26 protein-coding genes are annotated in these 25,361 nt (G+C 35.8%); 1 reads left to right on the top strand and 25 read right to left on the bottom strand.

Annotated elements, in window-relative coordinates; genetic code table 11:
• Window positions 1-224: 224 nt before the first annotated feature.
• Genes mgsA through J2S19_RS00120 form a run of 3 tightly spaced genes read right to left on the bottom strand, consistent with a single transcriptional unit; the run spans window position 225 to window position 1,787 of the window.
• Complete coding sequence (gene mgsA / locus J2S19_RS00130; RefSeq protein ID WP_307335409.1) at window positions 225-629, bottom strand: methylglyoxal synthase; 405 nt, start codon at window positions 627-629, stop codon at window positions 225-227.
• 16 nt (window positions 630-645) lie between these two features.
• Window positions 646-1,443 (bottom strand): 4-hydroxy-tetrahydrodipicolinate reductase, encoded by a 798-nt coding sequence (gene dapB / locus J2S19_RS00125; RefSeq protein WP_307335407.1) that lies wholly within the window; start codon window positions 1,441-1,443, stop codon window positions 646-648.
• Window positions 1,444-1,457: 14 nt separating this feature from the next.
• Window positions 1,458-1,787 carry a nucleotide pyrophosphohydrolase gene (locus J2S19_RS00120; protein WP_307335405.1) on the bottom strand — a complete coding sequence of 110 codons (330 nt, stop codon included), beginning with the start codon at window positions 1,785-1,787 and terminating at the stop codon, window positions 1,458-1,460.
• A gap of 148 nt (window positions 1,788-1,935) precedes the next feature.
• Here J2S19_RS00120 and J2S19_RS00115 point away from each other — a divergent pair, with 148 nt between their 5' ends.
• Complete coding sequence (locus tag J2S19_RS00115) at window positions 1,936-2,808, top strand: YitT family protein (protein WP_307335402.1); 873 nt, start codon at window positions 1,936-1,938, stop codon at window positions 2,806-2,808.
• A gap of 326 nt (window positions 2,809-3,134) precedes the next feature.
• Here J2S19_RS00115 and ypjB read toward each other — a convergent pair whose 3' ends face one another.
• From ypjB to J2S19_RS00005, 22 genes are all read right to left on the bottom strand, one after another.
• A complete protein-coding gene (gene ypjB / locus J2S19_RS00110) occupies window positions 3,135-3,926 on the bottom strand; it encodes a sporulation protein YpjB (protein WP_307335399.1) in 792 nt (263 codons plus the stop codon).
• Window positions 3,927-4,184: 258 nt separating this feature from the next.
• Window positions 4,185-4,787, bottom strand: coding sequence for a lipoprotein heptaprenylglyceryl N-acetyltransferase LhaT (gene lhaT, locus J2S19_RS00105; RefSeq protein ID WP_307335396.1), 603 nt, complete (start codon window positions 4,785-4,787; stop codon window positions 4,185-4,187).
• A 134-nt stretch (window positions 4,788-4,921) separates the two neighbouring features.
• Window positions 4,922-5,689, bottom strand: a complete 768-nt coding sequence (locus J2S19_RS00100; RefSeq protein WP_307335393.1) for a menaquinol-cytochrome c reductase cytochrome b/c subunit — start codon at window positions 5,687-5,689, stop codon at window positions 4,922-4,924.
• Between the two features lie 55 nt (window positions 5,690-5,744).
• Window positions 5,745-6,419: a menaquinol-cytochrome c reductase cytochrome b subunit gene (gene qcrB / locus J2S19_RS00095; protein ID WP_095301147.1), complete on the bottom strand. Its 675-nt coding sequence runs from the start codon at window positions 6,417-6,419 to the stop codon at window positions 5,745-5,747.
• Between the two features lie 4 nt (window positions 6,420-6,423).
• On the bottom strand, window positions 6,424-6,930 hold the full coding sequence (locus tag J2S19_RS00090; RefSeq protein ID WP_307335391.1) for a Rieske (2Fe-2S) protein: 507 nt from the start codon (window positions 6,928-6,930) through the stop codon (window positions 6,424-6,426).
• Between the two features lie 143 nt (window positions 6,931-7,073).
• Window positions 7,074-7,526, bottom strand: a complete 453-nt coding sequence (locus J2S19_RS00085; RefSeq protein ID WP_307335389.1) for a YpiF family protein — start codon at window positions 7,524-7,526, stop codon at window positions 7,074-7,076.
• 226 nt (window positions 7,527-7,752) lie between these two features.
• Window positions 7,753-8,301 carry a ReoY family proteolytic degradation factor gene (locus J2S19_RS00080; protein WP_307335388.1) on the bottom strand — a complete coding sequence of 183 codons (549 nt, stop codon included), beginning with the start codon at window positions 8,299-8,301 and terminating at the stop codon, window positions 7,753-7,755.
• Window positions 8,302-8,383: 82 nt separating this feature from the next.
• Window positions 8,384-9,652 carry a tetratricopeptide repeat protein gene (locus J2S19_RS00075; RefSeq protein WP_307335384.1) on the bottom strand — a complete coding sequence of 423 codons (1,269 nt, stop codon included), beginning with the start codon at window positions 9,650-9,652 and terminating at the stop codon, window positions 8,384-8,386.
• Between the two features lie 467 nt (window positions 9,653-10,119).
• Window positions 10,120-11,028: a hypothetical protein gene (locus tag J2S19_RS00070; RefSeq protein WP_307335381.1), complete on the bottom strand. Its 909-nt coding sequence runs from the start codon at window positions 11,026-11,028 to the stop codon at window positions 10,120-10,122.
• A 473-nt stretch (window positions 11,029-11,501) separates the two neighbouring features.
• Window positions 11,502-12,797, bottom strand: coding sequence for a 3-phosphoshikimate 1-carboxyvinyltransferase (gene aroA / locus J2S19_RS00065; RefSeq protein ID WP_307335377.1), 1,296 nt, complete (start codon window positions 12,795-12,797; stop codon window positions 11,502-11,504).
• Between the two features lie 28 nt (window positions 12,798-12,825).
• Entirely contained in the window at window positions 12,826-13,929 is a 1,104-nt protein-coding gene (locus tag J2S19_RS00060; RefSeq protein WP_307335374.1) for a prephenate dehydrogenase, read from the bottom strand.
• A 151-nt stretch (window positions 13,930-14,080) separates the two neighbouring features.
• On the bottom strand, window positions 14,081-15,163 hold the full coding sequence (gene hisC, locus J2S19_RS00055) for a histidinol-phosphate transaminase (protein WP_307335371.1): 1,083 nt from the start codon (window positions 15,161-15,163) through the stop codon (window positions 14,081-14,083).
• Between the two features lie 77 nt (window positions 15,164-15,240).
• Entirely contained in the window at window positions 15,241-16,032 is a 792-nt protein-coding gene (trpA, locus tag J2S19_RS00050) for a tryptophan synthase subunit alpha (protein WP_307335366.1), read from the bottom strand.
• Entirely contained in the window at window positions 15,998-17,227 is a 1,230-nt protein-coding gene (gene trpB / locus J2S19_RS00045) for a tryptophan synthase subunit beta (protein ID WP_307335363.1), read from the bottom strand. The genes trpA and trpB overlap by 35 nt, the downstream gene beginning before the upstream one ends.
• Window positions 17,211-17,864: a phosphoribosylanthranilate isomerase gene (locus J2S19_RS00040; protein ID WP_307335360.1), complete on the bottom strand. Its 654-nt coding sequence runs from the start codon at window positions 17,862-17,864 to the stop codon at window positions 17,211-17,213. Before J2S19_RS00040 ends, trpB begins: the two co-directional genes overlap by 17 nt.
• Complete coding sequence (trpC, locus tag J2S19_RS00035; RefSeq protein WP_307335357.1) at window positions 17,857-18,621, bottom strand: indole-3-glycerol phosphate synthase TrpC; 765 nt, start codon at window positions 18,619-18,621, stop codon at window positions 17,857-17,859. Before trpC ends, J2S19_RS00040 begins: the two co-directional genes overlap by 8 nt.
• A complete protein-coding gene (gene trpD / locus J2S19_RS00030) occupies window positions 18,614-19,630 on the bottom strand; it encodes an anthranilate phosphoribosyltransferase (RefSeq protein ID WP_307335355.1) in 1,017 nt (338 codons plus the stop codon). Before trpD ends, trpC begins: the two co-directional genes overlap by 8 nt.
• The gene (gene trpE / locus J2S19_RS00025; protein WP_370874991.1) at window positions 19,602-21,143 is read right to left on the bottom strand and encodes an anthranilate synthase component I; all 1,542 of its coding nucleotides are present in this window, start codon (window positions 21,141-21,143) and stop codon (window positions 19,602-19,604) included. Before trpE ends, trpD begins: the two co-directional genes overlap by 29 nt.
• A gap of 313 nt (window positions 21,144-21,456) precedes the next feature.
• On the bottom strand, window positions 21,457-21,822 hold the full coding sequence (aroH, locus tag J2S19_RS00020; protein WP_307335349.1) for a chorismate mutase: 366 nt from the start codon (window positions 21,820-21,822) through the stop codon (window positions 21,457-21,459).
• Window positions 21,815-22,912, bottom strand: a complete 1,098-nt coding sequence (aroB, locus tag J2S19_RS00015; RefSeq protein WP_307335347.1) for a 3-dehydroquinate synthase — start codon at window positions 22,910-22,912, stop codon at window positions 21,815-21,817. Before aroB ends, aroH begins: the two co-directional genes overlap by 8 nt.
• Window positions 22,912-24,084, bottom strand: a complete 1,173-nt coding sequence (gene aroC / locus J2S19_RS00010; RefSeq protein WP_307335345.1) for a chorismate synthase — start codon at window positions 24,082-24,084, stop codon at window positions 22,912-22,914. Before aroC ends, aroB begins: the two co-directional genes overlap by 1 nt.
• A 75-nt stretch (window positions 24,085-24,159) precedes the next feature.
• The gene (locus J2S19_RS00005; RefSeq protein ID WP_307335342.1) at window positions 24,160-24,945 is read right to left on the bottom strand and encodes a CheR family methyltransferase; all 786 of its coding nucleotides are present in this window, start codon (window positions 24,943-24,945) and stop codon (window positions 24,160-24,162) included.
• Between the last annotated feature and the right edge of the window lie 416 nt (window positions 24,946-25,361).

Here is a 25,361-nt window from a genome sequence, read left to right as displayed (position 1 = left end):
TCCGCTACAGTGCTCGCTTTCCGCGGGGTGGGTGGTGAGCCTCCTCAGCGTAAACGCCTGCGGGGTCTCACCTCTCCCACGCATCCCGCAGGAGTCTCGCACTTCCGCTCCAACAAACCCTTAAAAAGGTTAGTGTAAAAAGCCACAATCTTTTAGAAATGAGCTATTAGAAAAGAGCTTAAAAAAAAGAGATAGGATGCGCTATCACTATCCCTTCCTTATAATTATTCTTCATTCTCAATTACTTCACGCCAATGCAAGTCACCGCGTTCAAGCCCTCTTACCAATATTTCTGCAGTACCCATATTTGTTGCTAATGGAATTGAATAGACGTCACATAAACGAATTAGTGCTGTGATATCAGGCTCGTGTGGTTGTGCCGTTAATGGATCTCGGAAAAATATAACAAGATCCATATCATTTTTCGCAATTAACGCACCAATTTCTTGGTCGCCACCTAGTGGACCTGATTGAAAACGATGTACATTTAAACCGCTAGCTTCTTGAACACGTAACCCAGTTGTACCCGTTGCAAAAAGTTCATGGTCTTCGAAGATTGGCTTATATGCTAATACAAATTGGACAAGGTCTGTTTTCTTCTTATCATGTGCGATTAATGCAATTTTCATAATTGTTTCCCCTTTACTATTCAATAATATTTTCTAGCCCATATACAAGAATATCTATCTTCAAGACATTATCGACAGCCAGTTTTACACCTGACATAAATGAAGCCCGATTGTAGGAATCATGTCGAATCTTTAATGTTTGTCCATCTCCACCAAACAAAACTTCCTGATGCGCGATTAAGCCTGGAAGTCGAACACTATGTAAACGAATACCCTTATAATCAGCACCACGTGCACCCGCAATTAGTTCCTTCTCATCAGGATGACCTTGCTGTTTTTCTTCCCTTACATTCGAAATCATCTCGGCTGTTTTAAGCCCTGTACCTGAAGGTGCATCGAGCTTTTGGTCGTGATGTTGTTCAATAATTTCAACATCTTGAAAATATTTTGCAGCCATTTGTGAGAATTTCATCATTAAAATTGCTCCAATTGCAAAGTTTGGCGCTATAATTGCTCCGATTCCTTTCTCAATCGTGAGTCCTTCTAATTCCTTTAAATCCTCATCAGAAAAGCCTGTTGTACCTACTACAGGTCTAACTCCATGTTGCAAAGCTATTTTCGTATGTATTTTACCTATTTCAGGTGTTGTTAAATCGATTAATACATGTGGATTTGTTTCAAAAAAGCATGTTTCGATATCAGTATAAATAGGAACATCACTATCGAAGCCATCTAAGTCCTTTAATCGTTTACCATCAAACTTATGATCGATTACACCAACTAAAGTATATTCAGTCGTCGATTCAACAAGTTTAACTGCTTCGCTTCCCATTCTTCCACGTGCACCCGCAATTACGATTTTGATTTGTTCCATAATTTTATTCTCCTTCAATCCTTTATTTTTGTCCATCTATCTTTATCTCTTGTCTGAAACTTATTCATAACAAGTTGATGCGATTGCTCTAAGTCTATATTTAAAGAATTGGCAAGACAGATTAGAACAAATAGGACATCTCCTAGTTCTTCTTCGATTGCCTTTTCTGTTTCTGTCGATTTTTTTGGTTTTTCACCATAATAATGATTTATTTCCCTTGCTAATTCACCCACTTCCTCAGTGATTCGAGCCATCATAGCTAGTGGAGAAAAGTATCCCTCCTTAAAACCTCTTATATAATGATCAACTTCACACTGAAGGTCATTCATTGTTTTTTTCTCCATATTCTTTTCACCTCATTTGCTTTCTTTATCAATGTTAGCTAATACAATTAAGTTTTACAATTATTTCGTTATGTTTTTTTGAAAATTTGCACCTTGACATTCTATCATCTATAATATTTTACGCCATACAAACTATTGGAGGTGTCCTATGCTTGGGGACGTACGAGTAAAAAATATTATTTTTATTATTATTGGTTCTGCGATATTCGGCTTTGGTTTAGTCCATTTTAATATGCAAAATAATTTAGCAGAAGGTGGATTTACTGGTATTACATTAATGCTATTTTTTCTCTTCCACATTGATCCATCCATAAGTAATCTCGTCTTAAATATACCACTTTTTTTCATTGGTTGGCGTGTTTTGGGAAGAACATCATTTGTATATACAATTATTGGGACGGTAGGATTATCTGTATTTTTGTGGGTATTTCAAAGGTATCAGATAAACATGCCATTAAATGAAGATTTAACACTTGCAGCACTTTTTGCAGGAGTCTCATTAGGAATTGGTCTTGGTATTATATTTAGATATGGTGGGACTACTGGTGGTGTTGATATTATTGCAAGGCTAGTTCATCGCTATTTTGGGTGGAGCATGGGTAAAACAATGTTTCTATTTGATTTATGTGTGATTACATTATCATTAATTACATATCTTTCATATCGAGAGGCCATGTATACACTTGTAGCCGTTTTTGTTGGTGCACGAGTCATTGATTTTATGCAAGAAGGCGCATATGCCGCTAAAGGTGCTACAATTATTTCTAAACAGCCCGATTTAATTGCCGAAAAAATTATGAAGGAAATGGATCGAGGTGTAACGATTTTAAAAGGGCAAGGTTCTTTCTCAAAACAAAACCTAGATGTACTTTACTGCGTTGTAGGAAAAAATGAAATTGTTCGCCTAAAGAATGTTATCCACTCAGTTGACCCCCATGCATTTGTAGCAGTAAGCGATGTACACGATGTATTAGGTGAGGGATTTACACTAGATGAAAACAAAAAGCCTCTACAACGTTAATAAAATTGCTCATATATCTCTATGTTATCAACAGTTACACTGTGCTAACATATTTCAAGTACCTAATCATATACTCATTCCACAGGTGTATGGCAGTAAGAAACAAATAAAAACTGCACCTCCAATTGTAGATGTGTCTACAATTGAGGGGCAGTTCACCCACATTTTTCACTAAGAGGTTTTCATTATTCCACAACAACCACTAGGTTAATCTCTCCCTATGTTTAATCGTCAGCCTTCATGAGCTCCCCAAAACAGCCCGCAGGATTCACCTATCAACCCTATATAATGCATAATAAATTCTAATTTCAATAGAGAATTTACTGTTATTGTTTATTTTTTTCTCGCTTCGCTAACTTTTCTCTCTCTCCTTTATACTTCCTCCAGCCCGAATATGAAAGTGATAACAAAATGATACTACCGGTTGATATCATCACCCAAATTAAAGATGGGTCTGCTTCATCTTCCTTTACTCGTTCGAATAACTCCTTTAGTTCTGTTTCCATAATCGTTAAATGCTTAACCTTACTAGTTTCAGAAATTTCGTTAAAAAGTCGGTCTTCAACTACTGAGATGTGGGCATCCATCTGTTTAATACGATGAATATCTAAATCAACTTGAATACTAGGATATATAATTTCATATAACATTAAAAATTGGTTCCAATCATGTTGAAAGGATTGCACATCTCCTTCTTGGACGTCTGTCTTAATTTGTGAAAAAGTTTCCATAATCGTAGACTCCATCGATCCCCATAAAGGCTGATGTTCTGAGACCATTGCATCTACTACTAAGCGGAACTTTGTTAGTGTTCGGACTTTTTCTTCTGTACTAGCTTTTTCATCGAGAACCTTCTTTTTTGCATCATCTAACGTATTTGACATTGTTCGGTAATGATCAATAGAAATAGACTCATTATTTATTGGAATATCCTCAAATTTCATAGAAAAGTAATCTAATAATTGGGCAGACTCACTATATCTCTCTTGTTTTGCAAGCTGGAGTGCTGTATTAGATATTTCATTTAATGATTCCCAGTCATAGGTATCTTCTGCATGTACTTGTTTAGGATGAATCATTAGTAATCCGATAAAAAGTGCCAGTATCCATTTCTTCATTCTTGTCCCCCCTAGTACTTCTATTAAAAATCGTATGAAGGTATGGACAAGGTTAGACCAAATATTTTTCATAACCATTTAAATTTCAGGACAATTTAAAAGTAATACATTAAGCCCACATTCCAAGGAGACCCTCCAACCTGTGACTTGGGTACTGTATGATGGAACAATTGGAAACTACGAAGCAAAAAGCACCAATGTTTACGAAACCTGCTTAAATGAAAAAACCTAGAAATGAGCACTGCTATAAAAAGCAACCTACATTCTAGGTAAAGTTAACTGATATGATGTTTTTTTATTATTCACAAGTAAGTAAGCAATCAGAATAGAAATTAGACTTAACCAAAAAGTAAAGTAACCAATTTCATTCATGTAGTTCATAAGACTACCGTATCTTGGCATCATTTCAAACACATAATCAATCACATCATTATGTAAGGTCCAAATAGCAGCAAAAATGAGATGTTTTATTTTAAACCGATAATATGGAGCATATAACAACCCTTGCACTGCCATTCCAAAATGGGAAACAATTAACATATATCCTTGCCATGACAGTCCACCATTAACTATTAAGACAAGCAGATTCATCATAACAGCCCAAATTCCATATTTAAAAAGGGTAACAATTGCCAGTGCTTCAATGAGGGGGAAATTTTTCCGAAACAAAAACGCAAGAATTACAATTGTAAAAAACAAGCTTGCTGTTGGACTATCTGGTACGAATGGAATAAAGTGTGCAGGTGTTTGTGATAATTGACTATTGTACCAAAAGTAGCCATAGATTGTTCCAAAAAAGTTAATGACAAAGACTAAGAATAATACTGGTTTTAATGCTAATATATATTGAATCATTTTCAATTGATATCACCATATTCTATTATGTAATTTACTGAAAAAAAGAGCTAGTTACTCCCATTCCCCAAGCATAGGGGTAATGAATGTCCAAGGAATCTCAAATAAGTCAGAAAAAAAGCTGACGATATGTCAGCTTTTTATTTTGAAGTTACGCTAGAAATAAATTCTGAAAGTACCTTTAACTCCTCATCAGTACCTTTGAATACTCCTGCAGGCATTGTACCTTGACCATTTTTTGCAATGTCTCCGATTTTATCAGGCTCTAATCCATTATCAACAAGTGCCTTCCCTGCTGGACCGCCTTCTAAATTCTCTCCGTGACACTGAATACATCCTTGTGCCTCATAAATAGCATAACCTTCTGATTCTTTATCAATATCGGCTTCTGCTTTAATTTTCCCTTGTTCAGCAGCAGCTTCCCAATCATGAGTTACTACTGATTCCCATGTTAGATAAAATGTTGCCGCAACACCTAATATCATCATCCCAACAGCGACAGGTCGTTTTGCTGGACGACGATGTGGACCACGGTCTAAAAACGGCGCTAACATTAATGCACCGAAAGCCAGACCCGGAATAACAATTGCTCCGATAACAGTATACGGCCCTGATGCGAACGAGTACTTTAACAATTGGTATAAGAACAAGAAATACCAGTCTGGTAACGGTATATAACCAGCATCTGTAGGGTCAGCCACACGCTCCAGCGGTGACGGGTGGGCTACTGTTAAACATAAGAAACCAATTAAGAACACCGCACCAACTAGCCATTCTTTTAATAGGAAGTTTGGCCAGAATGCTTCTGTTTTCCCTGGATATTCCGAGTAGTCTTTCGGAATATTCGGCTTTCTCTCAGCAGGTATACGTGAGTCACCTACAAATTTCATACCTTTTCCGCGATGCATGATTTCCCCTCCTTACTAAGTTGTTTTTATTAGTTTCTAAATCTTACATTAGTTTTTATAGAGGTCCCGAAATACCTTGTTTTCTAATCATAACAAAGTGTGCTGCCATTAAACCGAATAATGCAGCAGGCAGGAAGAATACATGGATTGCAAAGAAACGTGTAAGAGTCTGTGCACCGACAATTTCAGGGTGACCAGATAACAATGTTTTAATTGTAGGCCCGATGAGCGGAACCGATTCTGCAATCTGCAATGTAACCTTAGTAGCAAATAGTGCTTTCATATCCCAAGGTAGTAAATATCCAGTTAAACCTAAACCAAGCATTACGAAGAAGATAAGTACTCCTACAATCCAGTTTAATTCACGTGGTTTCTTATAGGCTCCTTGGAAGAATACACGTAGAGTATGTAAAAACATCATAACAATGACGAGACTTGCGCCCCAGTGATGCATACCACGAACGATTTGTCCAAATGCAACTTCGTTTTGAAGATAAAAAACTGATTCCCAGGCATTTTTAATATCTGGAACATAGTACATTGTTAAAAACATTCCTGATAGTACTTGAATAACGGTTACAAAGAATGTTAATCCACCAAAGCAATATACAAAGGCAGAAAAGTGATGTGCTGGGTTTACGTGTTCAGGAACTTCATGGTCAGCAATATCGCGCCACATTGGCGTAATATCTAAACGTTCGTCAACCCAATCATAAATTTTGTTAAGCAATAGATTACGCCTCCCCTCGTGGTTTCGCTTTACCTAAGAATAAATAACCGTCTTTTACAGCATGCTCGTAGACATCAAGCGGTGCTAAAGGCGGTGTTCCTTTAACGTTTTTCCCGTCTTTTTCATACAATCCATAGTGACACGGGCAGAAAAATCTGTTTTTGTTAGAAGGGTCATTATTCCATCCAACTGTACAGCCTAAATGTTTACAAACTGGTGATAACGCTGTTATCTTATCCCCTTCTTTATAAACCCACGCTGATTTTGTTTCTTCAGACTCGTACCAAGCATCTTTTTGTTTGATTTTAAAGTCAAAGCGTTGTGGTTCATCCGTTATTTCGTCTACACTTACTACTTGAACTAACTCTGTCTCGTCTGCTGGTCGGAGCACAGGGTCAAGTGCGAAGCGAACCATTGGCATAAGCATACCTGCAGCCATGAAACCGCCTACACCAGTAAGCGTGTAGTTCAGAAATTGACGTCTTGAAACTTGGTGTTTTTTCTCGCTCATCATTTTCCCCCCTCTATCTTAAGCTAAGTCCATTATAGGACATACGGAAATGATATATAAAACTAGGACATACTCATGATATATCAATCTTTACATGAGGTCAATAAAATCATCGTTTGTTATTCGTAAATAAAAAAATTTTCTTAATTATTCCAAGATTGTAGTAATTTTTTAATAATTTGTTCGACTTGGTCTGCTAATAATTTTCGTTTAAGACTATCATCCATATTTTCCATAGGAACAGTCGGAGTCCATATTAACTCATCAGATAATTCATCTGTTTTATTACTTTTTATGTACTCATCATTAGTAATGAAAAATATATGTTTAAATTCCTTCTTTATTTCATTTTTCCATTCTATTAAATTTTCAAACACATTTTCACTATTTTTTACATATGAATACGGTGGAAATAGAAAAACTCTTCCCTTTAGTTGTCTTTCAAGTTCGTTTACTAAGAGTGAAAGAAATTCTCCTTTTTGTACAATCACTTTAAATTCAGGATTCGCTGCTATTGGTATTAATGGGATAATAGCAGTGTCTACATATTCTTTTGATTGATTATAAGCATCTACATCAGTAAGAATCCATTTCATTTGGCTTCTCTCCTCTTTGGTCATACTAAATATTTATCTAGTTTATTTTACATTTCTTTTTATGTATAGCTGTGATTGCTAGCAGTAAGGTACGTAAGTATAACTCATAATTGCAATAATAATATACCATAGCTTATTCCAAAAGAAAAACTGGCTATTCAAATGCTGTTCACCACTCACTAGTAAGTGCGAAGTACAGCATTCATAACCAGTATAAATGTAACAATCATTCAAGTTTGCTTAATTGAAGTAATTTTGCTGTCAGTCTTTCAAATTCTTGTTTATTTTGTTCATCTAGCGCTTTATCAATTAATTCATATAATTTTTGTTTTTGAAATGTTTCAAGTGAATGCTCTAATAATTTTTCAGCAACTTCACGGTCTTTGTCATTACCGTATAGATGCTCAGGTATAAATGGGTTCGTTTCCAATACTGCAGCATATTGTGGTGATTGATAGGCAGCGCGAAAATTAAGTTGGATAAATAACTCTTCCTCTTTATTTAAACGAATATCATGAAAAGATTTTTCTGCATCTGTGGTCATTACATTTTCCTTATAAAAGCGGAATGGAACTTCTTCTACACAATGTGTTGACATAATGATACCTCTTGGACAATACTGTGCTTGCTCTACAAAGTGGACTTTTTCCATTAACGTATCGTGGCTCATTAAATAATTTAAAATCCAGACACACTCTCTTCTCTTAAGCTGATAATGATTTAAAAACCACCTGATAAAATCTTTCTTTTCGTGGACAGATACAGGGGCCACCATACAAATCCCTCCTCTGCAATTTCAATTTCTTTTATACTCACATTATTCCACAAAACCATTAGATACTCCTTCTTTTCTCAGGTTAAAACTCTTCCTCTAATTGCATCAAAATCTCGTTTATTTCGACATTTGAAGGGTCTTCAACGAGAAGTTTGCTGAAAATAGTTTTTGCTTCACTCCTCAGCCCCTCTTCTAATAAAAAGTGAGCATATTCATGTAAAAATTCATGCTGTTCCTTAAATGAATTATATGCTTCCTTATAATGTTTTAATGCTTCAGTATACTCTTCTTTTTGGTGGTATGATCGTGCTAAAATCCAATCAAACTGTGGGTCTTCTTCTCCGTATCTTTTACACTCAGTAATTAATTCGATTACATCATCGTATTTTTCTTCTTGTAAAAAAACTTGTGATAGGGTGATTATAGCTTCTAAATGACCAGGGTCAATGGCAATTACTTCACGTAATAATTGCTCTGCTACTACTAAAGAACCTAATTTTATCGCTATTTTTCCACCGAAGTAATATAATTCCTTATTGTATTCATCATATTTAATACCTTGCTGTACAGTTTCCAAGCTTTCTTCTAAATATCCTTCGTGTTCATAAGCTTTGCCTAAATATAAATAAAGGGAAGAATAATGTGGATCCGCTTCTTTAAGTGTAGTTAACTGCTGAATCGCAGTCTTATAAAATCCACCTTGGAAAGCTGTCATACCGTATCCAAATAAAGTATCTACATCCTCATGTCTCTTTATTGCTTTTTTATAATAGTCTAAAGCAGTTTCAAATTCTCCAATCGCACTCAAACATTCAGCAAGACGGTGAGCGATATAAACTCCAGATATTTCCTCATGTTCTCTGATAACTAGTTCATAGTAAGGGATAGCATGTTTATATTGCGCATGGTGGAAGTAATATTCCCCTAAGGCAAAATCAATGACTAATTCTTCTGGTAGTAGTCCCTTTGCTTCCAAAAGCTTTTGTTCACTTACTTCGGCTAATCCTTGCATTTGATATAAATCAGCCAGCAGTAGTAATGCTTGTGGATAAGATTCATCACTTTCGGGGATTGTATTTAATAAATCAATTGCTTCCTCTTCTTTTTCTAAATCCAGAAAGATTTCAGCTAAAAAAAGGGAAATTTGAATTTCTTCCGGGTAAAGAAAGTGTAGTTCACTCACGATATCGTGGGCTTTATCGACAATTCCCCATTGAAAATATTGGTCAGCAAGTTGAAGTTTCTCCTCATCATGAAGTGTTGGTAAAATGTTCTCTAATAGTTCTAGTCCTTGTTCAGTTTTTCCGTCATTTACAAGATTAATTGCTTCATTGAGTACTGTATGTAACATTATAAATTCCCTTCTTAGTGCAAATTTTATTCAATTTATCAACAATTGATTCCAGCTAATTTACTAGTAATATTAGTCAACTACAATATCGCATAATAATCAGCAAAAGGCTACCGAGGCAACTTATATTAGTTCGTTACTCTCATACCATTATCTATTCATTCATTATTGTTTAATTATTCTTACAGCTTAAGAGTATGTGGTTTTCACGAATTTTATTAGGGTTTGGTTGGAGCTGATCGCGAGACTCCTGCGGGATGCGTGAGAAAATAGACCCCACTGGCGTAACAACGTACAAACTCAGACAGGAACAGATGACTTATCGTAGGGAGATGACCTGATGTTTGCTTATACGTGCCTCCGAACCTAGACAGATTCACCACCCGCCCGCAGCAAGCGCGTACTGTAACAAAGACTAGCCCATAAAACAACCTATACATAATAAAGTATCTACATTATATATTACATCATATCGACTCAGAAAGTGGCATAAAACGTCCCGTAATTGAGATATAACATTCTTCTCCAATACCAGGTACATAGGAAACCAATCCATTAACATTAAGAATTTTCCCTTGGTGTACGGTAACTGTCGGATTCGTGTTTAGTAATGGTTTACCATTTTGGAAGTGCACATCAGTAATCTTATATAAATTATAGTTAACTTGTCCACCGACACGTATATCACCTTTTATCGGGTATATCCCTAATCTCATTAGGACTTCTTTTGATATAGGAATTCCTTCATTTAATGTTGATGATATCGATGATAGCCTGTTTTCCTCCATAATTTTTTTCCATAGATTTAAAATCTTTTGCTTTCTAGCCATATTCGTCTTCTCATCATTGACATAAGGAATCAATGTAACAGGATTTGAAAACATTGCATCTCTAAGCCAACCCCAAGATTTATTTTTTAAATCATCATGTTCGTTCAACTCTACAAATATAATACTAATATTATAACGTTTACATTTTCTTATAACTGCCGGAGTTAATGCTTTAAAAGCTACTTTAACACCAATATAATAGTCTATTGGTGAATTTATCATAAGGTGTCTTCGTTGTTTAACTTTGGAGAGAAGCTCCTTTTCGTCCTTTATATCCGTCACGGTAATCAGAGTTGTACAACCCTTTTTTATATATTTATTAATGAAATAACTTTTATATTCTTTAAATGTTAATGATGATTGTAGTGAGAAGTCAAGCATGACATAGCCGGGTGTTAGCAAAAAAGGACTCATATCCATTCTCATAAACCGAAAATTATCCATTGTACTCCGCATAAATTCAATACGATTGTTATTAATTAGCAACGATATTTTTCTTAACCCATCGTTTTTTATTAAGCTTGCATGGTCAATTATATAACTCACTATACTCCCCACCTTATCAATTTAGTCTTACTTATGTAAACTCTAATGAATGTTAGTATCAATTAAGTTTTCAGTACTTGAGAAGTCACGGATAGATAGTTGTAATCCTTTTTAACAATCAGCATGAGTTTTACTGATTATCCCGAGTGGCAATTCATAATTCCAAAACTAGTTTGGAATTATTATCCAATTTAAGTTAATGGTTGAAACCAAGTAACATGCTTACGTTAACTAATGACCTTCTTATTAGACAAGCTATGAGTGTACTTTGGCAATTATGATTATTTTGTAAAACGTATTTTAAGAATTTTTTATCATTATTGTGATTTATATATGGTTGGACGAAAACCCATAAAAAATAGAGGATAGCCCAGAGTGTCAGTCCCCTCAAACAAAATATATAGATAAAAATACTATCTATCGTGTTTGTGGAGGAGCTGACTTCCCTGAGTCATCCTCTAAGTTTTAAACTACTATTTCGATAATTGAGCTAGATGTTCAAAGAAAGTAGGGTATGAAACATCGATTGCTTTTGCATCTATTAATTGGATTGGCTCATCTGCAATGCATGCAGCGATTGCAAGCATCATTCCGATTCTATGGTCTCCATGGCTAGATACAGTTGCATTCCCTTTCAATGTTGTTCGTCCACTAATAATCATCCCGTCATCGGTCGCTTTAATATTAGCACCTAGCTTTGTAAGCTCACTAACTACCGTATCGATACGATTAGTCTCTTTTACTTTTAATTCGCTTGCATCCTTAATAATTGTTTCTCCTTCTGCTTGTGTTGCTAAAAGCGCAATAACAGGAATTTCATCTATCAATTTCGGGATTAAATCACCGCCAATTATTGTTCCATTTAATGTCGATGTCTTAATAATAATGTCTGCGATTGGTTCAAACGATTGACCGTCGTGTTGGATAATTTCAATTGTTGCTCCCATCATCTTAAGAACATCCAAGATACCAGTTCTCGTTGGATTGATACCGACATTTTTTAAGGTTATTTCACTGTTAGGTACAATTGCACCCGCTACCAGGAAGAACGCCGCTGATGAAATATCACCTGGTACAAAAATATCAGTTGCTGTAAGTTCTTTGCCACCGATTACGGTTGCAGATGTTTCATCTTCATGTACCTCGACTCCGAATGCTCTTAACATTCTTTCAGTATGGTCTCGAGATTTATGTGGTTCAATAACCGTTGTTTTTTCATTATTGGTTCGGAGTCCAGCTAGGAGTATCGCTGATTTTACTTGCGCACTCGCTACCGGTGATTCGTACGTAATGCCCTTCAAATTACCACCACGAATTGATAGTGGTGTGTACTGACCGTTTTCTCTTCCATCTATTGAAGCTCCCATTGAGCGAAGTGGATTTGTAACCCGTGACATAGGTCTTCTAGCTATCGACTCATCACCGATGATGCAAGCATGAATAGGTGTACCCGAAAGAATTCCTAACATTAACCTTGTTGTTGTTCCCGAGTTACCGACATCAAGAATATCTGATGGTTCTTTTAGTCCATCAATTCCTTTCCCTTCAACAGTAACAACTTTTTCTTCTACTTGAATCTCTACACCCATTTTTTGAAAGCAGGAAACAGTACTTAAACAATCTGCCCCCATTAAAAAGTTTGAAATCTCAGTTTTCCCCTTAGCCATTGAGCCAAACATAACAGCACGATGTGATATCGATTTATCACCTGGAATTTCAATACTTCCAACTAAACGACTAATTTTTGATAGATTTTTATTACTAGACATTCTCTTCACCCCGATTAATTTACTAGTTTTATATGATAAAAGTATCATAATCTGAATATTTAGCAATACAAGCTATTGCTGCTTCACGGTCACTTTCAGTTTGAAAGCTCAGCCTTAAAACACCATAAATTTCTTCACGCGTTTCGATAATACGGATATTCGTAAGACTTATTTCCTCTTTTGCTAAGTAACCAGTTATTTCTGAAATAATACCAGGATAATCCGGTACATCAACAAATAAATCATAAAAGGACGGTATTGCTCCTTTTTGCTTCTCAGGCAACCCATCACGATATTGCTTCGCATTAGCAAAATAGTTAAATAATTGGTCAGAATTTTCATCTTTCACAAACTGCTTGATTCGTTCCATCTCTAAAATCCATTCATTAAACAATTGTAGGAGTGGTTCTTTATTATGTAAAAGAATATCTCTCCACATTGCTGGATTACTTGAGGCTATTCTAGTGATATCTCTGAAGCCTCCAGCAGCTAACCTTTTCATTAATGGAAATTGTTCTTCATAGTTTTCTGCCTGATATACTAGACTAGCGGCTACTATATGAGGAAAATGGCTGATGACGCCTGTTACTTTGTCATGTTCCTCAGGAGTCATTTCAATAATGTTTGCTTTCGTGCCAGCCAACACAGTTTTTAATTTATTTACATCTTCAGTGGTTACATATTCAGATGGGGTTAATATGTAAAATGCATTTTCAAATAAATGAGGTTTTGCAGCAAGTATTCCAGATTTATGTGACCCTGCCATTGGATGGCCTCCAATGAACTTAATTCTTCCATTTAAATAACGATTTGCAGTTTCTACTATCTTTGCCTTCGTACTACCGACATCTGTAATAATAACTCCTTGTTTTAATTCAACCGCTTGTAATTGTTCAATTATTTGAATCGTTTGCTGAACAGGTGTTGAAATAAAAATCATATCTATATCCGCAAGATATGGAAAGAGCTCAGTAGATATTTCATCAATCGCTCCAATTTTCTTAGCTAAATTAACCTGATCATTATTTATATCGTATCCAAGTATGTGCACTGATGGGTTCCGTTGTTTGATTGACAATGCAATGGAACCACCTATTAAACCTAAACCAATAATATATATCTTTTCCGTCAACAATATCACCTTTTTCAGCCTATCTGCTAGCATTATCACCTTCGTACGCGTCTGTTCAAATCCTATGAAGTAGTATAAGTTCCTTCTCTTTCAAAGAAAGTATGTTGATACACAATATAGTCCTCTTTACTTTGAAAGAGGACTATATTTATTAACTAATAAATTCTTTTAATACCTCAATAATTTCTGAATTTTCCTGTTCAGAGCCAACTGTAATTCTTAAATGGGTTGGGAATCCAAGTGCATTTCCTGAACGGACAATATATCCCTTTTTAAGCAATGCATGAAACACCTCATCTGAGTCCCGTTTAAAATCTATTAAAATGAAGTTACCTTCAGATTTATAGTAATCAAGGTTTAACTCCTTACAAAATTGATAAAACTGTTTTAAACCTCTTTGGTTCTTTTCACTACAAGCTTTTACAAACTCTTGGTCATCAATTGCTGCAATTGCTGCAGCTTGCCCTATTCGACTTGTATTAAAAGGACCTCGAGCTGGCTCAATTTTACGTATCAAGTCTGCGTTTGCTATACCATAACCTACTCGTAACGAAGCTAAACCATAAGCTTTAGAGAAAGTCCGTAAAATGATAATATTCGTATAGTCCTTTAAAAGTGGTGTCGTTTCGGGATAATCTTCTGCAACAACATACTCATAGTACGCTTCATCTAAAACAACAAGTACATGCTCAGGCACATTTTTTAAAAAATCAAATAATGCATTTTCCTTAACATATGTACCTGTTGGATTATTAGGAGAACATACCCACACAACAGCCGTCTTCTCATCAATTTGCGAGAGCATTGCATCTAAATCGTGGTCCCCATTTACTAATGGTACTTCACGAATTTCTGTACCTTCAATAACTGCATTATGCTTATATTGTGAGAATGTTGGTGTAGCCATAACTGTATTTGTATCAGGACTCAATAATGCTCGGCAAATGATTTGAATGACTTCATCTGAGCCATTACCGAAAATAATTTGCTCCTCTTCAACCTGTAAATGACTAGCTAGCTTGGTGCGTAGAAGTGCACTGTAACCATCAGGGTATATGGCTAAATGGTTCATTTCTTCTACGATTGCATCTTTAACCTTCGGTGAACATCCATATGGGTTCTCATTCGATGCAAGTTTTACTATCTTGTCTAGGTTAAATTCTTTTTTTACTTCTTCAATTGGTTTACCAGGTTGATATGGTTTTAATGTCAATAGCTGCTCTTTAACTTGCATAGAAAACATCTCTCCTACTCTAAAACAATTTCAAATTACTATTAGTTCTCCAAAATTGTTATTGATGATTAACTACTTTAAGCTCCAAAAGTTTGCGCATATGTTGTAAAGTCATTAATAGCCTCTTTACGTAAATGTTCATTGGCTAAATTTGGTTGTAATCGCTCAATTTCTCTAACTAAAGCACTACCTACTACAACACCATCACAAATTTTGCAAAACTCTTCAACCTGTTCTCTTGTTGATACGCCGAAGCCAACAACGACAGGTACTTTACTATATTTCTTTACTTCATCTAAGAAAGTAGTAATAGAACGGTCAAATGTGTTTCTAACACCCGTTACACCAAGGGATGATACACAGTATATAAATCCTTCTGCATGTTCTGCAATCATTTTGATACGGCTCGAAGAAGTTGGAGCTACAAGCGAAATGAAGGCAATCGAATGTTCCTTACATTGTTTACGTAGTTCCTCACTTTCTTCAAATGGTATATCAGGAATTAATAGACCGTCTATTGTATTTTTGCGCAGTAAAGCGAAAAAGGATTCTTTTTCTAATTGTAACACAGGATTGTAATACGTAAATAGAATTATCGGTATATTCAATCCTTTTTTCCGCATTTTTGGGACTAGCTCCATAGCTTGTATTATATTCATTCCGTTAGCTAATGCTCTACTAGAGGCTTTTTGTATAACGGGACCATCTGCTACAGGGTCTGAGTAAGGTATCCCTAGCTCAATTGCAGACGCACCAGCATTTTGTAATGCAAGAGCAATTTCCACTGTTGTATCTGGGTCAGGATCACCTGCTGTAATAAACGGTATAAATAATTTATTTTGAAGTGGTTGCTTGAAGAGTGTTGTCATATTTAACTTCCTCCTGATAATGTGACATTAACGTATGAACATCTTTATCTCCACGACCTGATAAACAGATAAGTATGCTTTCTTGACTAGACATTTTTTTAGCATGTTCAAAGGCAGATGATAATGCATGTGCCGATTCAATTGCCGCTAGTATACCTTCTTCCTTAGCTAAAAACTCTAGAGCCTCTAATGCTTGTTTGTCAGTTACTGATTCATAATTCACTCTACCTATACTAGATAAATGTGCATGTTCTGGTCCAATTCCAGGATAATCTAATCCGGCAGAGATGGAATATGGTTCAATTACCTGTCCATATTTATCCTGTAGTAGATACGTAAGTGATCCATGTAGGACACCTTTCGTTCCTTTCGTAATTGTTGCCGCATGCATATCCGTTTCGACACCTAGTCCAGCTGCTTCTGTAGCGACTAATTCTACATTTTCGTCATCCAAAAATGCTGAAAACATACCAATAGCGTTACTACCACCACCAACACATGCAACTACTTTAGTTGGTAGTTGACCTTCTATTTCTAAAAATTGTGCTTTTGCCTCATCACCAATCACACGCTGAAATTCTCTAACGATATAAGGATATGGATGTGGACCTACAACAGAACCTATGATATAAAAGTGGTCTTCACAATTCTGTACCCAGTACCTCATCGCCTCATTTGTTGCATCCTTAAGCGTTTTATTGCCGCTTGTTACAGGTATCACTTCAGCACCTAATAATTGCATTCGGAATACGTTAAGCTGTTGACGTTTAACATCCTCTTCTCCCATGAAAACCTTGCATTCCATACCAAATTTAGCTGCTACTGTTGCTGTTGCTACACCATGCTGTCCAGCACCTGTTTCGGCAATAACCTTAGTTTTGCCCATTCGTTTTGCAAGTAGAGCCTGACCAATTGCGTTATTTATTTTATGTGCTCCCGTATGGTTCAAATCTTCTCTTTTCAAATAAACTTTTGCTCCACCTAATTTACGTGTGACGTTACCGGCAAACGTTACTGCTGTGGGTCTACCAGAATACTCCTTTAATAGATAAAAATATTCCTCCATAAAAGTTGGGTCCTTCATTGCATCCTTATGAGCATTTTCTATCTCTGCTAGTGGAGTCATTAATGTTTCCGGTACAAATCTCCCACCAAATTCCCCGTAACGTCCGTTTATATCAGGATAATTTGTCATTTCTAAACATCCTCTCTTCTAATAACCGTATCTTTATTTTACTTTTCCTATCATTTTCTTCTATTCCACTAGATATATCAATACCTGGAGGATTAATTGAAGCTAATTGTTCGATATTATTTTCGTTGACACCACCTGCTATTAGCAGAGCTTTTTTTATACTAGCTGTATAGTTAATATAATGAGGGACAGCCGACCAATCAAAGCTAACACCTGTCCCTCCCCATTGACCATCTATTCTTGAGTCAATGACAAAACCATCGACAAAATCTTTATAGTAATCGATTTCTTGTAACGTTTCTTGGTGATGATGTAGTGCCTTCCATATTGATCCAGTAAAGGCCACTTTCGTTTTTTCAATCAGCTCGGGTAATTCATTGCCATGAAATTGAATGACATCGATTGCTAGATTTGACAACACTTCTTCTACTTCACTTAATGTTGGATTTACAAATACAGCAACTAACCTTTTACCTTTTAAATCTACTTTCTCTAACCATTGTTTCACTTGTAAAGGATAAACTTTGCGTTTACTTTCAGCAAAAATGAACCCAATAAAGTCAGCCCTTGAAGCAGATACAATTTGCAAATCCTCTAAGGAGCGAACACCGCAATATTTAATCAAAGCATTAGACATGTACCGATTCTCCAAAGAGCTGCTTTATTGCAATGATTTGGTCGTCTTTTCTCATTAGTGACTCGCCTATTAAAACAGCCTTTGCCCCGTATTTTTTGACTTGTACTAGGTCCTCATTAGTGTATAAGCCACTTTCACTTACTAACAACGTATCTGTTGGAATTAAGGATGCCATATCTGCTAATTGTTCAATATTCACTTCAAAAGTCTTTAAGTTTCGATTATTCACCCCTAATATTCTAGGAGTTAAAACTTTTAGAACTGACTCTAAGACGTCTTGAGCATGCACTTCAACTAGTACATCTAATCTCAATTCTGTTGCATGATCATATAATTCCTTTAATAATGTCGGTTCTAAAGCTTCACCGATTAATAAGATAGCATCTGCACCTATTCTTTTCGCTTCTTCTATTTGAATATGGTCAATTATAAAGTCTTTACGTAAAATCGGCAGTTTTACATTCTCTTTAATAGCTGTTAAGTACTCCCTTTTCCCTTGAAAGAATGGTTCATCAGTTAGAACGGATAAACAATCCGCCCCTCCCTTTTCGTAGGATAACGCAATATCTATAGGTTGAAAATTTTCTTTTATTAAGCCTTTTGAAGGTGAGGCTTTTTTAACTTCTGCAATAAGAGCTAAATCTCTTTTTGGAGACTTAAGTGCATCATAAAAGGAATATCGAGGTAACTTTTTATCCTCAGGTAAAATTAATTCTCTTAATTCATTCTTTTTTGATTCTAAAATTTTATTAAGCATAGTTCTCCTCCACTTGGTTCCGTAGCATTTCTAATTGACGGAGTGCCCCTCCATTTACTATTGCTTCCTTAGCAAGGATGACACCGTCACCTATTGATGGGACGTACCCTGCAACATATAATGCTGCAGCCGCATTAACTGCAACTATGTTTTTAGCACTTTCTGGTGCACTTCCCTTAAAAACAGATTCAATCAGACGTGCACTTTCATCAGGGGTTGAAACTTTTAACTCATCTAAGCATCCCTCCGAGAGACCCACATCATTAGGGTGTAAAACATATCTTGAAATAATCCCATTCTTCAATTCTACTACATCTGTTTCGGTAGTGATTGAGATTTCATCCAATCCGTCTCTACCCGTAACAAGTAAGATATGTTCTGCACCTAATCGTTTTAATGCTTCAGCCATCTTTTCTGCATAAACCGTTGAATATACCCCAATAACTTGTCGTTTTGCATTTGCAGGGTTTGCTAAAGGGCCTAATAAATTAAAAACTGTCCGGAATCCAATTTCTTTTCGCGGATTTACCGCGTGCTTCATTGATGAATGAAACATCGGAGCGAATAAAAAGCTCATATTTTGTTTATTAAGGTTTTCTATCGCTTCTTCCTGTGTCGTTTGAATTTGAATACCTAACTTTTCAATAACATCTGCACTACCACTTTTCGATGTAAAAGCACGATTTCCATGCTTTGCAACTTTTACGCTAAAAGAAGACACAACGATAGCTGCAGCTGTTGAAATGTTAAAAGTGGATGCCCCATCTCCACCAGTACCACATGTATCTACAACATCATGCTCATAAGGGATTGAAGTCATATGTTTTTTCATTGAGCGCGCAAAACCTACTAATTCTTCAACCGTTTCGCCGCGTAATCTCATAATTGAAACTAGACTAGCAATCTGACTCGGAGTAGCATTACCAGTCATAATAAGGTTCATTACTTCCTCTGCCTGTTCCTCAGTTAAAGTTGTTCCTTCAATACATTGTGCTAACAAATTCTTCATGTTCGCTACCTCCCTTAGTAAATACCTTCTCAGCTAATTGAATAGTTTTAATTAATGCACTTGCCTTATTACGAGTTTCTTTATATTCTAGTGCCGGGTCACTATCTGCTACAACGCCTGCACCTGCTTGCACATATGCAATATTATTTTTCACCGTAATTGTTCTTATCGTTATGCATGAATCAATATTTCCATCAAACCCGACATAAGCGACACTACCTGCATAGCTTCCTCTAGCTGTTGGCTCTAATTCTTGGATAATTTGCATTGCCCTAATTTTCGGGGCACCAGATACTGTTCCAGCCGGAAAAGAAGAAAGTAAAGCATCCATAGGATGAACATCGTCTTTCAATCTAGCTGTAACTTTAGATATTAGATGCATAACATGCGAAAAACGGCCGCATTCCATTAACATTGGTGTCTGGACAGAACCATATTCAGCAACTCTACCTAAATCATTACGTGCTAAATCAACTAGCATATAATGTTCAGCCTTTTCTTTTTCATCATTTTTCAATTCTTCTTCAAAATAGATATCTTCTTCAATCGTTTTCCCGCGTCTTCTCGTACCTGCAATTGGGTGGATTTCTAGATGCTTATTTTGGATGTATATAAGTCTTTCAGGGGAGCTTCCTACCAACTCTGTATCATTAAAGCGAATATAAAACATATACGGAGATGGATTCACAATTCTTAAAATTCGATACAAAGAAAACCCACTAGATGTTATTGGAATTTCAAATCGTTGCGAAAGCACACCTTGGAATATATCACCGGCACGAATATATTCTTTTATACGTTCGACATCTTTTAAAAACTTATCTTTTTCGTAATTAGATTTAATACCATCAAAATTCACTTCAAATTCTTCAATTTCTTCGATAGGTAAATTGTCTGGTTGAACCTTTATATTTAATTTACTGACATATTTATTAAGTTTTGCTTGAGCTAATTGATAAATTGCCTTCAGCTGTTCCTCGTCTTCATTTCGGTTAACTCTTTCATAATGAATAAAGTACAATTCATTTTCATGATGGTCAAAAGCTATAATCGTTTCACAAACAAAAAACATACAATTTTGCTGTTTTAAATCATCCACTTTATGTGTTTCTATTTTTTCTAAGATTGAAACCGTATCATATCCTATATAGCCAACAGCACCACCTACGAAAGGTAATTTTATTTCTGGCATTTTTATAGATAAGTGGTTTTGTAGCTTTTTAAAAATTTCAGTTATAGATGGTGATTTTGTTAACGTTTTTCGTTGCTCATTTAAAATAGAAAATTCACCGTGACTCTCTTCAATAAATAAAAAAGGGTTGAGGCCAATAAAAGAATAGCGAGACCATTCCGACTCCGCATCCTTACTCTCTAATAAATAAACAGCTTCCTTTTGAAATAGCTGAAATAATTGAATGGGTGTTATTTGATTCACTTCACATTTTTGCACGATTGGTATCGTACGAAAATGTTTGCTGTCTTCACGAAAGGTTGTAAAAGAAGAAAAATTCAATAGGCTCACTCCTCCAAATTTGTTTGGAGAATGAGGATTTAGGAGGTTAACAATTGAAGATTAAAAAGTGACAATATGAATATTCAGAAATTTTACAAATACTTAAATATTCACACTAATACAAGTTTAAAAAAACCCAAAAACAATTCCTTGTTTTTGGGTAGACTTGTGCCATTTTAAAAAAACCTCAGCTAAACTAACTCATTCTCAACTACCCTATACTATTCTACTCTGCTCATATCATTACTAATCTTCTCTCTCATCGTATTACATCGAACCAATTAATGTCAAGAATGTTTTCCAAATGAGATATTTATTGATTAGCTAAATCAGGTCTTAGAATAACAGCTCGCTCCAAATAAATATGATTAATCTCATCCTGACTAAGCTCTGTTTCAACAGTCATCATGACTCTTATACACATTTCCAAACTATTTGGAACAGGTATTTCTTGCATACACATTACAGGTACATAATTCCAATTTTCTAATTCTCTTAATGCTTTTGCAGGAAATGCAGCATTTAGGTCATTTGTTACAGTCATGATTACTTGTGCAACAGCATCTGGTTTAATGTGATTTTCAACAATCATTTTCATTATTAGCTTCTTTGTTGCAGTTAATATCATATCACTGGTATTTTCCTTGACCGTTATTGCCCCTCTGATACCTCTAATCAAGCTTGTCACCTCGTTCTATAGCTCTCCACTCGTCTAATAGTGCTAACAACTCTTGTTCAGTAAATTTCACCATTGATGTGTTACCTATTTGCTCTAATAGAATCATTGTAATCTGATTAGATTTTGCTTTTTTATCTTTTTTCATTCTACTTATAAGTTGTTCTGTTTTATATTCGCTAGGAATGACAGTCGGAAAGCCTAGCGATGAAAACCATGTTTTCAGTTGTTTATAAGGTAAATTTGCATTGATTTTCTTATTACTTAACCATGTTGCAAATATCATTCCAATTGCAATTGAATCCCCATGTGATAACTTACCATACCCTGCCTCAGCTTCAACTGCATGACCAAGTGTATGCCCAAAATTAAGAATTGCACGTAGTCCTAATTCTTTTTCATCCTTTGAAACGACATCAGCTTTAATTTGGATTCCTTCAAGTATCACTTTTTGAAGATGTTCTGTTGATAGATGTTTTAACAGTTTAATTTCTTTATATAAAAATTGGTAGAGAGAGTTGCTTCTTATTAATGAGTGTTTAATAACCTCTGCAAATCCCGATCTTAATTCACTCTCTGGAAGACTTTTCAAGTATGACGTATCATATACAACCGCTTTGGGCTGGTAGAAGGCACCTATCATATTTTTTCCTTCCGGATGGTTAATCGCTACTTTACCACCAACTGCACTGTCATGTGCCAGTAAAGTCGTTGGTACTTGAATGAATGGGATACCCCTCATATAAGTAGCAGCTACAAAACCAGTTAAATCTCCAACAACCCCACCACCAAAAGCAATGATTACTGATTTCCGGTCCAATTCTTGCTCAAGTGCATACGTATGTAATTCATAAAATGACTCAAATGATTTTGATGCTTCACCACTCTTTATTACAAATTTGAATGTTGGCCACTTAGCTGCTAATATGGTGAAGAGTTCTTCACCATATAATGAATCAACCGCTGTATCAGTAACAATAAGGATTTTAGAAGGAGACAGGCTCTCTATTATATTCGGAATTTCACTTTTTGCATTATTGCCAACAATAACCGGATACGTATCAACAGACGTATTGACAACAATTGACTCCATTAAAATCCCCTCATATATTCACGTAATTTATCAACATTTTCCTTTATTAGCTCCATACGATCAACACCAAATTGTTCAACAATCGCATTTGCAACTTCCCATGCAACAACAGCTTCGGCTACGACACTTGCTGCAGGTACTGCACAGCTATCAGAGCGTTCGATACTTGCTGTAAATGGTTCCTTGCTATCAATATCGACACTTTGTAATGGTTTATATAATGTTGGGATTGGCTTCATAACACCTCTCACAACAATTGGCATCCCTGTTGTCATGCCACCTTCAAAACCACCTAAACGATTTGATTTACGAGTATACCCATCTTCTTTATTCCATTGAATTTCATCATGAACTTGACTACCGAACTTACGCGCAGCCTCAAAACCTATTCCAAATTCAACACCTTTGAAAGCATTTATACTAACAATTGCACCGGCAATTTTGCTATCTAATTTTCGGTCATAGTGAACATAACTTCCTATTCCAGCTGGAAGCCCCTCAACAACAACTTCAACTATACCTCCAATAGAGTCACCATTTTCTTTGGCTGTATCAATTGCTTCCATCATTTTAGTCTCAGCATCACGGTCATAGCATCTAACTGGCGACTCTTCGGTAACAGCTAGTAAATCATCTGCATTTTTGTATGATTGATTTTCAGCCCTAACTCCGCCTATTTCTAAGACATGACCGACCACTTTTATTCCTAATTCTGATAGAATCTGCTTCGCTAAAGCTCCAACAGCAACACGAACTGTTGTTTCACGTGCTGACGAACGCTCAAGTACATTTCTCATATCGCGATGCCCGTATTTCATCGCACCGACTAGGTCTGCATGTCCAGGTCTTGGACGAGTAATCTGACGTTTTACTTCCTGTTCTTCTTCTTGAGAGATCGGTTCGGCTCCCATGATTTTCGTCCAATGCTTCCAATCATTATTCTCAACAACTAAAGAAATTGGCGAGCCTAAAGCTCTACCGTGTCTTACTCCACCCAAAATCTTCACTTGGTCCTTTTCTATTTGCATTCTACGACCACGGCCGTACCCTTTTTGTCTTCTAGCTAAGTCAATATTTATATCTTCTGCCGTTAAATTTAAACCCGCTGGAACTCCTTCAACTATCGCTGTTAGCTGAGGTCCATGTGATTCACCTGCTGTTAAATATCTCATAACTCTCTCTCCCTTCAACGCACTAACGCTTTTAAGTAATAATATAACATAACTATATTTAAAAACATACTATTTTTATTTCTTTTGATAAAAAAACGTTTCTATTGAAGACAAATTATAATTGTCGGCATTAAAAATTTGTTCGGTGCTTCCTACAAAGAAGACTCCTTCAGGCTTAAGAGCATCACTAAACTTTTTATACAGGATTTCCTTTGCTTCTTCAGTAAAATAAATTAGGACATTACGACATACGATTAGGTCGAACTGTGATTCAAATGGGTCTGCTAATAAGTTTTGCTTTTTAAATTGAACAGCTTGGATAATCTCATCTGCGACTTTATAGTTACTACCATCTTTATGAAAGTATTTAGTTTTTATATGTGAAGGGACCTCATTTAATGATCGCTCGGGATAAATACCTAATTTTGCTCGTGCAAGGACATTCTCATCAATATCTGTTGCTAATATTTTCACTTTTGAAAGTGGCATCAGATTAGACAAAATCATTGCAATAGTATAAGGCTCCTCACCTGTAGAACAAGCAGCACTCCATACTTTTATTTGATTATTATTCTTACTTAATATCTTAGGTAAAATTTCGTTTTCAAGTACTTCCCATCTTTTGTAATTCCGGAAAAATTCGGAAACATTTATTGTCATCCTGTCTAAAAACTCATAGTATAATTCTTTGTTCTCACACATTGCGATAAAAAAATCAGAAAAACTTTTAAATCCTCGTTTTTCATATAAAGAAGTTAATCTCCTTTTCATTTGCGCCTCTTTATATAACGATAAATCGATTCCAGATTTTCTTTTTATATTTTCGATAAATGATTGGTAATCTTGTTCATGTGCTGTCATAGCTACTCTCCTATATCTTTTTCCAAGCTTTGAGCAGGGCTAACGTCTCCTACTTTGAATAATTACTAGTATATCTTATCTATATAAAAATTGCGCAATTTTTTCGAAAAATCCCATAATGTCATATGTATAAATACTTATATACTTTTTAGGAAAAGAACAAAAGCGCAAGCGCCTTGATCAGCCCCGACAAGCATAAGACGCAAATGAATAGAAGACGTTCTTTGTCTTCGATTCATTTGCGGCTTATGACCTCGAGGGGCTAGGCGCTGGAGCTGGATGTCGAAGCGCTTATCCACAGTAGAAAAATTTTATAGTTTCCTGGTGTATGAAATAATAATTTTGGACACAAAAATGTCCCATGACTATGCTACGATTGAAGTACTTAACCAAGTTTACTCAATCACCCACCCAAC

The organism is Metabacillus malikii (assembly GCF_030813355.1).
Lineage (GTDB): Bacteria > Bacillota > Bacilli > Bacillales > Bacillaceae > Metabacillus > Metabacillus malikii.
The sequence above is the reverse complement of the archived record's forward strand: the minus strand, read 5'-3'. Positions and strand labels throughout refer to the sequence as shown.